A 14,958-nucleotide genomic window follows, 5' to 3' on the forward strand; every position below is an offset into this window, starting at 1 on the left:
TGGTTACTCAGGTTTTGCTATTTTCGTTTCTGTTTGCGGCGCCCCTCCCCGCGCAACAGAAACACATTCGTTTGGAGCGTTTTTCCCTCGAGAACGGCCTTTCTCAAAGTACCGTCCAGACCATTTTCCAAGACCGCCGTGGTTACATGTGGTTCGGCACCCAGGACGGCCTCAACCGCTTCGACGGCTACCGCTTTACCATTTTCAAGCGCTCTCAGGCAGAAGCCGGGGGGCTGATCGACAACTGGATTACCGCCCTGGAAGAGGATGAACAAGGCCGCTTGTGGATTGGTACCGACGCGGGTTTGTGTTACTTCGACGAACGGTTGGAACAATTTACCCCCGTTCCCCTGCGCAACAGCCATTTTGTCGCCGAACCCCGTGTTACCGCGCTGCAGGCGGATCGTGACGGGGGTTTGTGGATTGCGACCCAGGAGGCCGGCCTCGCTTACCTGCGCCCTAAAAGCGACTCGCTTCTTTTTTACCGTCGCCAGTCGCTCGATCCCGACAGCCTGCCCTCCGATTCCATTTCGAGCTTGCTGTTGGATGAGGATCACGGTTTGTGGGTGGGAACACCGGCGGGTTTGGCTTTGCTGGACGAAGACCGTACCGGTTTTCAGGTCGTGGTGCCCGAGGCCACCCTGGGCGGTGGCGTCAATGCTTTGGCCCGTTTGCCGGACGGCAACCTGATTTTGGGGACCGAGGGCGCGGGTTTGTTTCGCTTTTATCCCGAGCTGGGTAAAGGCGAACCGCTGCCGATCAACTTAGCCCCGGCGCGGCAAGGTCTCAACCGCGTGCGTGCCTTGGCCGTCGGCCATCCTCACGATTTGTGGGTCGGCACCTTTGACGGCTTGATTAACCTCAACTTGGCCACCGGGAAGAGCCGCGTTTTCCGCCACGATCCCACCGAGGCCACCAGCTTGTGTCACGATGTGGTTTGGTCGCTGCAAATCGACCGCGGTGGTTTGTTGTGGGTCGGTACCTTTAGCGGACTCAACAAACACAATCCCGAATCGCGGGCCTTTAACCATTACCGCTTCCTTGCGGCGCGTGACGCCGACAGTACCTCCGCCCAAATTAACCGGATTCGGGCGCCCGCCGTGGATCCCGATGCGCCGGACGCGGTGTTGTGGGTCGGCACCGATACCGGTTTGTTGCGCTTTGATCGTGAAAATGACCAGGTCAAACGCTTTGTCGCCGATCCAAATCGAGCCGGTGCGCTTTCTTCCGGTCGCGTATCCGATCTTTTGTTCGATCCCGAGGGGTTGTTGTTGATCGGCACCATTGGCGGCGGCCTCAATGTTTTAGACCGTGAGAAGGGCGTGTTTCGCGCTTTTCGCCACGATCCCAACGATGTGCGCAGCATCAGTTCGGATCGCATCCGCGGTTTATTTTCCGACAAAAACGGTGTGTTCTGGATTTGCACCGACAAGGGTTTGAATCAGTTTGATCGCGAAACCGAACGCTTCTTGCGGTTAACCCATCGACCAGATCAACCCAACTCTTTGGCGGGCGATTTTGTGTGGCGCATGGTTCAGGACTGGCAGGATCGTTATTGGGTCGCCACCTTTAGCGGCCTAACCCACATGTCGGCCGATACCAAACGCTTTGTGAACTATCATCACGAGCCCGGCGATCCCGCGAGCATCAGCCACAACCGCATTTTTTCGGTTTACGTGGATTCGGGACGGAAGGTGCTTTGGTTGGGCACCCTCGGCGGCGGTCTCAACCGCTTTGATCCCGAGACCGGAAAGGCAGTGCGTTACAACGAAAGCCACGGCATGGCCAACGATGTGGTGTACGGCATTCTTGAGGACGACGAACACTACCTGTGGATGAGCACCAACCTGGGCATTTCGCGCTTTGACCCCGAAACCCAGGTGTTCCGCAACTACCGCGCCCAAGACGGCTTGCAAAACAATGAATTTAACAACACGGCCTACGCGCGCTTGCCTTCCGGCGAGCTGTTTTTCGGCGGCATTAACGGGTTCAACCTCTTTCAGCCGACGGATATACGGGACAATCCGCTGGCACCCCCGGTCGTGTTGACGCGCTTTTTGCGCTACAACCAGGAAGTTCCGCTGCGACGGCAGAGCGAGGCGTCGCCCCTGTTGCTGCCCATCGATCACATGAAAAGCCTGAACCTGGATTACGAGGACGGGGTCTTTTCGTTTGAATTCGCGGCCCTCGATTACGCCGACCCGACCCAAAACAAATATGCCTACATGCTGGAAGGGCTCGACGAAAGCTGGATCTACACCGACGCCTCACGGCGGTTTGCCACTTATACCAACTTGGATCCCGGCAGTTATCGGTTCCGCGTCATCGCGGGCAACCGCGACGGTGTCTGGAACCGGACCGGGAAATCCATTCCCATCCACATCGCACCGCCTTGGTGGCGTTCCTACCCGGCCCAGATCCTCTACATCGTTGTGCTTCTTTCCCTGCTGGCGTTGTTGTACCAAAATCAAAGGCGCAAGCTGGCTTTGGCACGTGCCCTGAGCGACCGACAGCGTCAAATAAACGAATCGCTGTTGCAGGTTAACGCCCTGAAGGATCAGTTCTTGGCCAATACCTCGCACGAATTGCGCACCCCGCTCAATGGGATCATCGGCCTGGCGGAAACCCTGCGTGACGGCGTGGCCGGCCCCCTTCCCGCCGAGGCCAACAAACAGTTGGGAACCATCGTTGCCTTTGGACGGCGCTTGTCGAATCTGGTCAACGACATTCTCGATTTCGCCAAATTACGCCATCACCAACTGGAACTCAATTGCCAGCCGGTCGATTTACATGTTCTGGTGGACCAGGTGTTCCAAGTAGCCGCGCCGCTGATTAACCGCAAAAAAATCAAACTCATTAATAATGTATCACCGCGAACCCCCTTGATCTGGGGCGACGAACAACGTTTGGAGCAGGTGCTTTTTAACCTAATTGGGAATGCCGTTAAATTTACCGACGAGGGCCGCATTGAGGTGGGAGCCGAAATTCGCAAAAACTTCCTCACGCTTTCCGTGGCCGATACCGGGGTCGGTATCGCCGACGCCGATCAGAAACGGATTTTTGAGTCGTTCGAACAGTTGTCCATGCCGGAAAACGGGGGACAGGGCGGCACCGGGTTGGGTCTCGCCATTTGTCGCGAAATTGTCGAGCGTCACGGCGGCACCATTTGGGTGGACTCCTCGCCGGGCGCCGGCTCGACCTTTAGCTTTTCGCTACCGCTCAAACCCGTGGTCACACAGCGCTCCCAACCCGTTGCCGCGGCGGTGCCGGCGTCCACCCAGCCCGACGGAAGCGATCCCCATATTCCCTTGCCGACCCCCGCGGAACAGGGGGGTGGTCGTCGCGGACGGATTCTGATTATCGACGACGAACCCGTGAACCGCCAGGTGCTCGGCAGTCATTTGCTTTTGGCCGGCTACGAGATTGAGGAACTGGCCAATGGTCAGGACACCTTGGCCCGCTTTAACCTGAACCACGAAGACATCCCGCCGGAAACCCGCGAGGCGCCCGATGTCGACCTCATTATTCTCGACATCATGATGCCTGGCATTTCCGGTTACGAAGTGTGTCGTCAGATTCGCAAAGTGCACCCGGAACAAGACTTACCTATTCTGTTTTTGTCGGCACGCAACCAGGCTAAGGATTTGGCAACCGGGTTCGACGCCGGCGGCAGCGATTACCTCAACAAACCCATTATCAAAAGCGAACTCTTGGCACGCGTCAAACACCACCTTTCCCTGCTAGAAGGTTCGCGCCTGCTGGAGAGCAAGGTGCGCACCCGCACCGCCGAACTGCGCGAGACCTTGCTGAAATTGGTCGAGGCCCAGCGGCGTTTGTTGGATCAAGCGCACGACGCCGGCATGGCCGAGATGGCCGCCAACCTCATGCATCAGGTCGGCAACAACCTAAACAACATGGTCAGTTCCGCGGAACAGGTGGTGCTCCTCGCCGGGGGTGACGAACCCGTCCATCTGTTGCGCCGCCTCCACGGATTGTTAGAACAACATCGTGACGATCTGGGTACCTTTATGAGCGAGGACCCGCGCGGTCGCAAGTTCCCCGACGCCCTGCGACAGTTGGCCGAGCACCTGGATGAATGGCGTGAGGAAATTCACGGTGAATCAACCCAATTGGCCACCCAGGTGGATCGCCTCGGCGAGGTGCTGCGGGCCCAGGAACAATTCCTGCAGGTGCCGCGATTCAAAACCCAAACCGACATCAACCAAATCGTGTCCGAAATGCTCGAGATGGAAGAGACCTACTTTAAGAACCAAGGCATTTTTGTACGGAGTTCGTTAAATCCCGTTCCCGCCTTATCCCTCGAAAAACCGCGCCTGTGCCACGTGCTGTTGTTTGTTTTGAAAAACGCCGCCGAGGCCTTGCTGCAACACGCCTCGCTGAGTACCCGTTGGATTTCGGTGGAAACCAAGCGGGAAGAAAACGGCTGTGTGATTACCGTGGAGGACAACGGTATCGGGATGGATGCCGAGCAACTCCAGCACATTTATCAGGAAGGTTACTCCACCAAAGAGAACCATCTGGGGTTTGGGCTCCATTACTGCGGCAACACCATGCAGGAATTAGGCGGTCGCATTGAGATTTTCAGCCCCGGGGTGGAACGTGGAGCGCGGGTTCGCCTTTGGTTACCGGTGGACGACGGCGCGGATGAGGGTACCTTGGACGAGGAGCAACGTCTTCATGAAGACGGTCCCCCCGTTGCGCGACCGGTTCGCCGAAATAAGGCTCGCGAAAACACACCCGAACACCAACCCGCGGAAATAGGAAACCCTTAAGGGCTGCAACCAAGCAGGGTTAAAGGACGGCCGCCGCTCGTTTCACGGTGACGGTCGGCGGCGTTTCCAATTCGGCTTCCAGATGGTTGGCCCACAATTGAAAATACAACACCACATCGTCGCGGCGGCGGTAATCGAGGTTGCGATCTTGGATCGGTAATTGGGCCTGCACCGCGCGGTCTGACAACCGTTCCAAGTGGACCAGGTCGTCTTTGCTCAGGCCCAATCCGAGCAACGTCTCGATGACCACATCAATCGGGTATTTGCTGCCGGGACAATAGGCCACCGCTTGCTCCGCCCAGTCGCCGGGTTTTTGGAGCGCGTATTGATGAATTTCGGCATGGGTCAGCTTGGTGACGGTTTGGGCCAAATGCCCACAGTTGCACTTGCCCATGTGGGTCCAGCCATAGGCGTCGCCGGTCATCAGCCTTTCGGCCGTCTCGCGCAACGCGGCAATTAAATCGGAGCTTGCTTTCGCCATCGGTATCCTCCTCAACGAGAACGCGGGTTTCTGTGTCGACGGTAGGTCCTGCTCATGGAGGTTAAGACTGGACGAACTCACGGGGAAGCAGGTGATTTTTCAGAGTTAAACCTAAGCGGCGCGATAAGAGTGGGAGATTTTGGCTAAAGATCTGGAGCGAAATGGCTTGGAAAAAGCGGACCGGGGTCGCGCAAGACGCGCACCCGGTCGGTGCGATAAGCACTTTTACAGGCCGTTGCAGCCCAGAGGTTTAGCCAAAATCTCCGCGAGTTATCGCGCTTTTTAGGTTAAAGGGTATCGATGGAAATAGGCCGACAAAATCTGTTGAAGATTCTAACAAATCACGGCCGGTGCGACCATCGTCGTCCTATCTTCTTTTTTAAAGGAGCGGCGAGGATTTGAAGTGCGGTGTGAAAAGATTTTGACGGGCACAAAATAGCGGTTGTTTGAATTGGTGGGGGTGTCGATTTTGAGGTGGCGTGGATCTGCCGGGAAACCTTCCGTGTTTATTGGCGTAAAAAGGCATGTATACTGCACTCAATGTGGTCGCGTGCCCAAAGAAAACCTATACCTTCATGATTTGGCGGCAATCAATACAGCCTTTTCCCCACGTACGTGTTCGATCCGGCTATTCGTCCAAATCTCGCTTTGGCACCACCTGAATGCACTCAAAACCATCTTTTACTTAGGTAGGGTAGTGATGAATCAATTCTCTAAGTTCGCCAAGGTCCTTTGCCTGTGCGTGCTCGCGGCCTTGTCCGCCGCGGCAATGGCCGGCGACGGTCATCAAAGCGAAAAGAAGCTGAAAAAAATCGCCGAGGGTGAACACCGTTCCGATGCGAATAAAGCGCGTAACGACAGCCGCAATCCCGCGGAAACGCTGGCCTTTTTCGGGTTAAAGCCCGACATGACCGTGGTCGAAATTTGGCCCGGCGGCGGTTGGTACACCGAGGTTTTGGCACCGTATGTCAACGGCAAAGGTCAGTACATCGCGGCTGCTTTCCCCAAAAATCCCGAGCACAAATACGCCGAATACTTCAAAAAAGCCAACAAGAAGCTGGCTGAAAAATTGGAAAAAGACAAAGCGGTTTACGGCAACGTCACCATGGCCCAGTACTTCCCCGAAAACGATCTGTGGGAGTTGGGGCCCGCCGGCAAAACCGACATGATCCTGACCTTCCGCAATCTTCACAACTGGATGCCCGGCCTGGAAAAGTCGTTCCAAGCTTTTTACGACAACCTTAAACCCGGTGGGGTTTTGGGTGTGGTCGAGCACCGTACCCAAGCCGAGCAAGATCCCAAGGCCGAAAACGGTTACATGAACCAAGACTACGTGATTGAAATCGCCAAAAAAGTTGGTTTCAAGTTGGCCGGTTCTTCCGAGGTGAACGCCAACGCCAAGGATAAAGCGGATCACCCTCAAGGTGTTTGGACGCTGCCGCCCACCTTGGCGCTGGGTGAAAAGGACGCCGACAAGTACAAAGCCATCGGCGAGTCTGATCGCATGACGCTCAAGTTCGTGAAACCGAACTAAGAAAACACGAAGCATGAAATGCGCGTCGTCTCGCAAGAGGCGGCGCGTTTTCTGTTTTTGGAGCGATGAGGATCCAGCCTGCAATGCTCACAAGGCTTTCAGCTTCTCGCGACGAATCCTCGTGAGCAATGCGGGCTAAACCTGGGCGCGGATCCAGTTTCCTTGGGTGAGGCTGGCCACGAAGGTGAGGAACAGTAAGAACCGATAACTGATCATGCAAACCCAGAGACCCGTGAGGTCGAAGCCGCCCCAAGTAACCGCGGCATAACTCGCGGGCAGGAAAAGCAACCATTGGTTGACGAAGGAAATGACCAGCACGCGGCGCGCGCTACCGCCGCCCAGGTGGGCGTGCATCAGGACGATGGCCGCCGCATCGTAGCTCTGGCTGAGGCCCATCAGCACCATCGGTGTCAGCGCAATGTGAATGACGGCCGGTTCTTGGATGAACCAATCCAGGAAAAAGGCGGGAAAAAGGGCGAAACAGGCGCCGATGAGGGTCAGGGTGGTGCAGGTCATAAATAAAGCGGTGTGTACCCAACGCCTAGCCTCATCGGGTTGTCCTTCGCCGACGGCGTGGCCCACCAGGGTGAGGGTGGCAATGCCGAAGCCGAGCCCGATTAAGGTGCAGAGCAGAGCCAAGCGGATGAGCACGCTGGTTGCGGCCAGTGCGTCCGTGCTGATTTTGCCCGCGATGACGAAGTACAGCATGAAGCCCAGGGCGAGGCTAAATGACTGGAAACAGTTAGGAATCGCCTGGCGAAGCAAGCTTTTCATGCCGCCTAAATCAACTGCTTTCCAATGCAAGGTCGCTCCTGGCTCGCGGTGCTTGAGGAACAGGCGGATGTAGTTCAGCGTGCCCAGGATGGTCGCGATAAGCGTGCCCAGAGCGGCCCCGTTGGTTTCGAGGCGCGGTAGCCCCGCGATGCCGAAAATGAGCAAGTAGTTGAGTAGGATGTTGATTGGGTGCATCATCAGCAGCGTTTGCATGTAGAGGTTGGGTTTCTTGATACCGTTGAAAAAACCGCGGAAGCCAAAGTTGACACCCATGAACACCAAGCTGAGCGCACGGATTTGAAAGTATTCGCCGCCGAGGGTGCAGACCGCGGGGTCGTCGTTAAAAAAATGAAAGAGGGGAGCGGCCGATGTAAACAAGAGCCAGGTGTAGGGGATGCCGAACCCAACCGCGAGGTAGAGACTGTTGACCATGGATTGATGCAGGCGTGCGCTATCGCCCTCGCCGAGCCGTCGGGCCGTTTGGGTCTGGACCGCCGGGCTTAAGCCCTGGAAGACGGCGACCACCGCCCACAACATCATGCCCGCGAAGCCGACACCGGCCAGCGCTGTTTTGCCTAAGGTGCCGACCATGGCCGTATCGACCAGGTTCATGAGGTTTTGGGAACTGAGCGCGAGAATGATAGGGGCGGCCAGGTGCCATACCTTGCGCTGGCGGGCGAAGGCGAGCACGGGTTCGGGTTGCGCCATGTCAGGATTCGAATTTGTCGTTCATTTGGTCGTAGTCCTCTTCGATTTCGGCCTCGTATTGGGCCGCGCGGCGTTTCATGCGAATCACGAGGAAAAACACAACGCCGATCAGGACCAGGGAGATCGCCATCAGAGCTTGTGGCGGCAGGTCATACAATGCTTCGTTGTAGTGGATGAACCCATTGATGAGCTCATCACGGAAGAGCAGCATGCTAAAGCAACCCATACCCAGGGCCGGCCCAAACGGCGCGTGCGGCGTTTTGAACAACAGCTTCCAGATCAGCCCGGTGATGACGCCGATCAGGCAGGCGGGCAACAGGGAGAAACACACCATTTGCGGTCCGAGGAAGGCGCCGGCGGTGAGCATGAGGTACGCGTCGCCCAGGCCCATGGCCTCCATTTGGAGCAAGCTCGAAAAAATGCGCCGGATGACTTCCATCATCATAAAACCGGCGGCGGCGCCGGTGATCGCCAGCATGATGCCCGCGGTAAGTTCCTGGTGGGGCGGTACGCCGAACATGAGCAGCAACCGTTCGTGGCCCAACATCGCGATGACGTCTTGCGGGAACAAAATCGTGCAGGCCATGCCGACCGGTGCGGTGTAAAGGGTGAAGCTGTCGGGAATGTATTTGGTGGCGTAGTCACTGACCGCGATCGCGACAAATACGGAGGTTAGGAAAAACCATTTGAGCTGGGCGATGCCGTAACCCAGTCGCCACGCGACCAGCAGGAACAAGCCGGCCGTGACCAGTTCGACCCAAGGAAACATAAAAACCGGTTTCTTGTCTTTGAGCTTGAGCGCACGCGGGACCAGGTAACGAATGCCGTGTCCGACGAGGGCGCCGGCGATCAGCGTGACGATCAAAACCACGTTATTCATGGGCAGAAGTCTCCTTGGGTGGGTCGGCCGAGGCGGGGGCTGCCTTGGGCGGCGGGTCAATCAGGATATCTTGCCATACCTCGAGTTTGCCGGCCACCGGACCATGCTCCAATTTCATGAGATATGCCACCAAAGGGAAAAAATCGACCATGTCGGTTTTGGCGATGGTTGTGCCGGGTTTGAACGCGGGCCCGCGACCGAGACAGATGGTCGCCATGTCGGGATCGTCGATGGGGTAACCGTGGGCGCCGTAAACACGGGCGCCGCCGTCCACCAACACTTGGTAACCCTTGTCAAAAATTCCGATGATGTCGCCGGTTCGCGTGGGGTGCAAAGGGTGCGGGAAATCGGCGCGCGCGTACCAGGTGAGAAAAGGCCGTTTCGGCAGGCCGGCCATCACCTGCTTCACCGTTGTGGCATCGTTTTTTTTGAGGAAAATATTGGTTTGGGTCCAGTTATGAACCAGGTGTTCCAGCAGCGCGGGCGCGATGCTTTTTTCGATTTCCTTGATGTTGATGCCTTTGCCGAAGAGGTCGGCCATGCCGTGATCGGACACGATCAAAAAATTGACCTGGTTGGCTTTCACTTGGGGCAGAGCCAGAATGTCGCCGACCACCTTGTCGAGTACCGCGATTTCCGCGGCGACTTCTTTGCTGTTGGGTCCATGCATATGGCCCGCTTTGTCGGCATTGGGGAAATAAAGCAGCATGAGCTCGGGGCTGGGGTGGCGTTTCTCATCGAGCCAACGCCGGAGTCGGTTGAGGCGGGTTTCGATGGGCGTGTTGCTTTTGTAGTTAAAAAAACGGTCGGGATGGCGGCCGCGCACCTCTGAGCCAACCCAGTAATAGACGGCGGTTTTGCGGTTGTCCTTGCGGGCCAGTTCCCAGAGCATGGGCGCCTGGTACCAATAAGGGTCGTCAACCCCTTGGGGCGGCGAGGTATCGAAGGTTTTCCCGCTTTTCCGGTCAACCATTTGATTGGCCGCGATACCGTGTTGGGCGGGCGTCAGGCCGGTGATGAGGGTGACGTGGTTGGGAAAGGTCAGGGATGGATAGGCGGGACGTACCTTGTGAACGCGAAAACCCTCGGCAATGACGCGGTCCATATTGGGGGTGGGATGACGCTGCAGGTAATCCCAGCGAAAACCATCGAAGCTGACGATGATGGTTTTGGCGGCGAAACAGGGGAGGGCTGAAACAAGGAAAAGGTGCAAACAGAGTTTTAGGACCTTCAAAAACGTACTCCTACGCGAGGGGATCGGGTTCGCGGTCGCATCCAGCTTAGCCAAGAACGACCGGGGATGCGATAGGAGATTGTGGCGGGCGATGGTTGCGGCGACGGAATCAAGGCCCGTTCAAGCAGGGGGCGGCGGATCGGCTTAAAGCGCGCCGATCAGGTTTTGGGAATGGTTCGGGGTCGGCTTGGCGGAGATTAAGCCTCGTCCTCGTCATCATCCTCGCCGATCAGATGGGTGTAATCATTGGGTTGCAGCAGTTGGCGGAATGCCTTGAGGAAGGCCTCGCGGGTGTGATCGCCCGTGGGTCCCCCGGCGGGGTCGCTGATCAGGGTGGAAAGCTTCTTGAAATCCATGACACGGATCATGTGGTGGATGATCGGCAGGGAAGACGGGTTCATGGAAAGCTTGCGCAGGCCCAGCAGGATTAACAAACAGGCGTAAAGTGGGGACGACGCCATTTCGCCGCAGCAGCTTACGTCGATGCCTTTTTTGTTGGCGGCCTCAATGACCGAGGACAACAAACGCACGAAGCCGGGGTGGAGCGGATCGTAAAGGTAACTGACATCGTCGTTGGCCCGGTCGATTGCTAGGAAGTACTGAATCAAGTCGTTGGTGCCGATGCTGAAGAAGGAAACCTCCTCGGCGAGGAGGTCGGCGACCATCGCGGCGGAGGGGACCTCAATCATCACACCGAGGGTGGGGTTCTCTTCAAAGGGAATGCCCTCGGCGCGTAACTCATCCATGACCTCGTTCAAAAAGTCGCGGGTGACGCGCCATTCGCGTACGCCGCTGATGAGCGGGAACATAATGCGAATGTTTTTGTATTCTTTGGCGGCACGCAAAATGGCGCGCAACTGGGTACGGAATATATCCTTGCGGATCAAGCACAAGCGCACCCCACGGACGCCCATCACCGGGTTCACTTCTTTCTCGCGCACAAATGCGCGGTTAAAGAACTTCTCGCCGCCGAGGTCCAGCGTGCGGATGGTGACGATGTCGTCGCCGACTTGTTTGGCGATTTGACAATAGGTGTCGTAGTGGGTTTCTTCCGTGGGGAGGGCGGGGTCGCAGGCTAAAAAGAGGAATTCGGTGCGGTACAGGCCGACGCCGCGCGCGCCGTTGGCGATGGCGCCGTTCATTTCCGTGGCCAGCTCGATGTTGGCAAGCAGTTCGATTTCCAAACCGTCGACACTGGTGGCCGGTTCGCTCAATTCGGCGCGGTAGTTTTCCTCTTCTTGTTTGTAGAGGTGAATCAGCTTGCGGTACTTCTGGAGGGTTTGCTCGTTGGGGTTCACAATCACCTTGCCGCTAAAGCTGTCGAGAATGACGGTCTGACCGCTTTTTACTCTTTTGGTAATGTCGTGTAGGCCGACCACGGCGGGTAAGTCCAGCGCCTTGGCGATAATCGCCGTATGGGTGGTTTGGCCGCCGAAGTCGGTGGCGAACCCATGGATGCGGGGATTGTCGAAATTGGTGATGTTGCTGGGCCCGAACTCGCTGCCAATGACGATGACGTCTTGGCTTAAGTTGTCAAAACCAAAGTGTTTGTTGCGTTCGCCCATCAACACCTGAAGCACGCGTTTGCCGACGTCTTTGAGGTCGTTGCCGCGCTCGACAAAATAGGTGTCGCCCAGCGAGCTGAACTCGCGCAGGACGCGCATCAGCACTTGGCTGAACGCCCATTCGCAACTGCAGGAATTCGTGCGAATGAATTTGATCGTTTCATTTTTGAGGGTGCCGTCGTCCAACAGCAGGATGTGGGTGTCGAAAATAAACGCGTGTTCTTCGCCGATCCGATCTTTGATCTGATCCTTAATCGTGCGGATCTGGCCTTTGGCGCTATCCAGCGCACTTAAAAAACGCTGGATCTCTTCCTCGACCTGATCGGCGGAAATGGTTTCCTCAATTGTTACCGTTTCCTCATCCAGAATCACCAGCGCTTTCCCGATGACGATTCCGTTGGAAACACCGACACCCTTGAGCGTTTCCATAAGCTATTCCGATTCCTCAAATTTTGATTCAATCAATTGTTTGATGCGGTCAATGGCTTCGGTTTCATCTTTGCCGTGGGCCTTAACCGTAATCCACGAACCCTGATGGGCGGCCAACATTAACAAACCGAGGATGCTTTTGCCGTTTACCTCGTTGTCCCCCTTGGCCACCATGATTTCTGCTTCGAAACGGTGGGTTAGGTTGATCAACTTGGCCGCGGCTCGAGCGTGAAGCCCCTTTTTGTTGGTAATCTCGATTTGTTGACTAATCATTTACCCACCTACAGTAATTCGCTTGCAATGTAAATCGACTTCTGCGCCTGGTTTCGCAACTGGCGACCGGCATCGGCAATGGTAATGCCTTGTGGCAAGGTCATCGCCTTCACAATCATCGGGAGATTGACACCGGTTACAACCTCCACATGGTGGGGATTGTGGTAGGTGAGCGCGATATTGGTGGGCGTGCCGCCGAAAATATCGGTGAGCAACAGAACACCTTCGCCGCGATCTACTTGCTCAATCCGCTGCTTTAGGTGGAGTTTTGCCGCTTCTAAGTCTTGATCCCAGTCCACGCAGAAAAAACCAACCGCGTCGGACTTGCCAATGATCTTTTCGGCAGCCTCAATTAAGTGTTTGGCGACTTCGCCATGAGTCACCACAAGCGTACTAACCATATGTCTATTTCGTGCCTTTCTGTGGGGAATTCGAGTCTGGTTTCCGAATTTTTAGGTTGCGTGAGAACGTGGATCCCGGGTGTTCGTGCAGGTGCAGTTCGACCCGGCGGCCGATTGCGTTGAAACGCAGGGAGGAGGCAAGTTTTTGAATGGCGTTGAACACATGAGTAATCTGCATCATAACGGGATCAATTTACTCGGTCAAGGGGCCGCACGCCTCAGCTTCCCGCCTTATTCTAAGTCATACAGTCCAAATTCTGAACCGATGAGTTGGTGTCTGGGCCGAAAAAGATCGAATTTCGTTGTTTTTCGCAGATTTCGCGGTCGGGTCCCCCTGTGAAGGAGGCGGCTTATACTGAGGCGGCAAGGGAGGAATTTCCAAAAACGGGGGTTCAAGGCGGGCCGCTTTTCTTAAGTGAAGTTTTCATATCCCCTGGGCCGGCTTTTTAGCGAAAAGCGCTGTTTCCGCTCTTTTTGGGTGAGCTAGGTGGGGCGATCATCGCTTGTGATCGCCCCGAATTGGTGGATGAGTCTGCTTAACGGGCCGCCAGTACTTGGTCGCGCCAGGTAGCGAAGTCGCCGCCGTAGCCGCGTTCTTCCTGCAGTTTTTTCACCGCGTCTCGGGCTGTCGCCTGTTGTTCCTCACTTTGGGGGCTGATCCCTTTTAAGTAAGCTTCCAGTTTGGCGACGCTTTCTTTGGCCAATTCCGCTTGGCTTTTAAAAAGCTGCTCGAAATCAACGGCATCGCCGTTGATATTCGCGGTGACCACTTTCGATAAACGCTGGGCGTTTTTCATCGAATCCTTGATATTGCCGCGTCCGGTGATGGCGTTGCCCACCAAGTAGACGCCTGGATCGGCGGCCAACTCACCGGTGAAGGCATTGTCCGTGTCGTACAACTCACCCCGCATGGCCACTCCCTTGATTTCTTCCGGGATGCTGCCGATACTGCTGATGATTTGCCGGCACGCGATGGTTTCGGTTTCGCCGGTAGCCGAAAAACGACCGTCTTTATACTGGTTCACACCCAGGGTGAGTTTGCGGATGCCGCCGTCCACGACCTCGACCGCGGTAGGTGAACGCAGTTCGTGAACCTCAAAGCCGTATTTGCGGCGGCAGTTGTCGATCAGCTTGATGCGGACTTTTTCGGCTTTGGCCAGCTTGTCTTCGCTGGGGTTGTCGGGCATGGGGACCAGCGGCATGTCGATGATCCGTTTGCGGTAGAACAGGCGCGCGGGTTGGATGCCGAGTTGCGCGAAATCAAGGCCGTGGCGTTCCAGTTCGGAAAAAATGCCCTTGTGCTCCATGTGCAGCAAATCGCAGGTCACGCCGTGTTCGGCGGCGGCGCGTTTGGTGAGTTCGAACATGCAAATTTTGGCGACATCGATGGAGGCGAGCCCGCCGCCGATGACGGCCGCGCCGGGTTCAATGCGGTAGGTTCTGCCGGAGAAATTGGCCTCGTGTTGGTGGTTAAACCAATAAACCAAAGGGTTTTGGTAGAGGAAGGAATCGTCGGTCACCGCGTCGATGCCGTCGACGCGCAGCCCGCGGTCGCGCCAGGCGCCCGTCGCGAGCACGACCAGGGGTAAACCGAGGTCGCCGCGCAGTTTCACCAGGGTGACATCCTCGCCGAGTTTGCAAGAGGGGACGAAATGGATGTTGGGATGGCTGAGTTTGGTGTCGATGTTCTTTTTCTCGCGGATTTGAAGTTTCTCGTGCCAAATGGGCAGGCCGTCTTCAATTTTTCCGTAGGGCAGAGGGTTTTGTTCAAAAACGGCGACTTCCATGCCGAGTTCGGCCAAGCCGTGGGCGATTTCGGAGCCCGCGCAAGCGCCGCCGACGACGGCCACAAAGTGAGATGGGTTCATAACAGGTCCTCGCTGCAA

Annotated in this window: 10 protein-coding genes; 2 read left to right on the forward strand and 8 right to left on the reverse strand. The window is 56.4% G+C overall.

Annotated elements, in window-relative coordinates:
* Positions 1 to 14: 14 nt before the first annotated feature.
* Positions 15 to 4,793 (forward strand): ATP-binding protein, encoded by a 4,779-nt coding sequence (locus tag J3U88_RS10580; protein WP_207858721.1) that lies wholly within the window; start codon positions 15 to 17, stop codon positions 4,791 to 4,793.
* Positions 4,794 to 4,812: 19 nt separating this feature from the next.
* On the opposite strand, the gene J3U88_RS10585 is transcribed toward J3U88_RS10580, so the two are convergent.
* On the reverse strand, positions 4,813 to 5,274 hold the full coding sequence (locus J3U88_RS10585; RefSeq protein WP_207858722.1) for a hypothetical protein: 462 nt from the start codon (positions 5,272 to 5,274) through the stop codon (positions 4,813 to 4,815).
* 700 nt (positions 5,275 to 5,974) lie between these two features.
* Here J3U88_RS10585 and J3U88_RS10590 point away from each other — a divergent pair.
* Positions 5,975 to 6,808 carry a class I SAM-dependent methyltransferase gene (locus J3U88_RS10590; protein WP_207858723.1) on the forward strand — a complete coding sequence of 278 codons (834 nt, stop codon included), beginning with the start codon at positions 5,975 to 5,977 and terminating at the stop codon, positions 6,806 to 6,808.
* A 135-nt stretch (positions 6,809 to 6,943) separates the two neighbouring features.
* Here the strand turns inward: J3U88_RS10590 and J3U88_RS10595 are convergent, their stop codons facing one another.
* The 7 genes from J3U88_RS10595 to J3U88_RS10625 form a co-directional block, all read right to left on the reverse strand.
* Positions 6,944 to 8,290, reverse strand: coding sequence for an MATE family efflux transporter (locus J3U88_RS10595; RefSeq protein WP_207858724.1), 1,347 nt, complete (start codon positions 8,288 to 8,290; stop codon positions 6,944 to 6,946).
* 1 nt (position 8,291) lies between these two features.
* Entirely contained in the window at positions 8,292 to 9,170 is an 879-nt protein-coding gene (locus tag J3U88_RS10600; RefSeq protein WP_207858725.1) for a prepilin peptidase, read from the reverse strand.
* Complete coding sequence (locus tag J3U88_RS10605; protein WP_207858726.1) at positions 9,163 to 10,404, reverse strand: alkaline phosphatase family protein; 1,242 nt, start codon at positions 10,402 to 10,404, stop codon at positions 9,163 to 9,165. The genes J3U88_RS10600 and J3U88_RS10605 overlap by 8 nt, the downstream gene beginning before the upstream one ends.
* A gap of 197 nt (positions 10,405 to 10,601) precedes the next feature.
* Positions 10,602 to 12,398: a phosphoenolpyruvate--protein phosphotransferase gene (gene ptsP, locus J3U88_RS10610; protein WP_207858727.1), complete on the reverse strand. Its 1,797-nt coding sequence runs from the start codon at positions 12,396 to 12,398 to the stop codon at positions 10,602 to 10,604.
* Positions 12,399 to 12,401: 3 nt separating this feature from the next.
* Positions 12,402 to 12,671 (reverse strand): HPr family phosphocarrier protein, encoded by a 270-nt coding sequence (locus tag J3U88_RS10615; RefSeq protein WP_207858728.1) that lies wholly within the window; start codon positions 12,669 to 12,671, stop codon positions 12,402 to 12,404.
* An 8-nt stretch (positions 12,672 to 12,679) separates the two neighbouring features.
* Positions 12,680 to 13,072 carry a PTS sugar transporter subunit IIA gene (locus tag J3U88_RS10620; protein ID WP_207858729.1) on the reverse strand — a complete coding sequence of 131 codons (393 nt, stop codon included), beginning with the start codon at positions 13,070 to 13,072 and terminating at the stop codon, positions 12,680 to 12,682.
* 536 nt (positions 13,073 to 13,608) lie between these two features.
* Positions 13,609 to 14,940, reverse strand: a complete 1,332-nt coding sequence (locus J3U88_RS10625) for a hypothetical protein (protein WP_207858730.1) — start codon at positions 14,938 to 14,940, stop codon at positions 13,609 to 13,611.
* Positions 14,941 to 14,958: the final 18 nt, after the last annotated feature.

It is taken from the genome of Acanthopleuribacter pedis (assembly GCF_017377855.1).
GTDB classification, from domain to species: Bacteria; Acidobacteriota; Holophagae; order Acanthopleuribacterales; family Acanthopleuribacteraceae; genus Acanthopleuribacter; species Acanthopleuribacter pedis.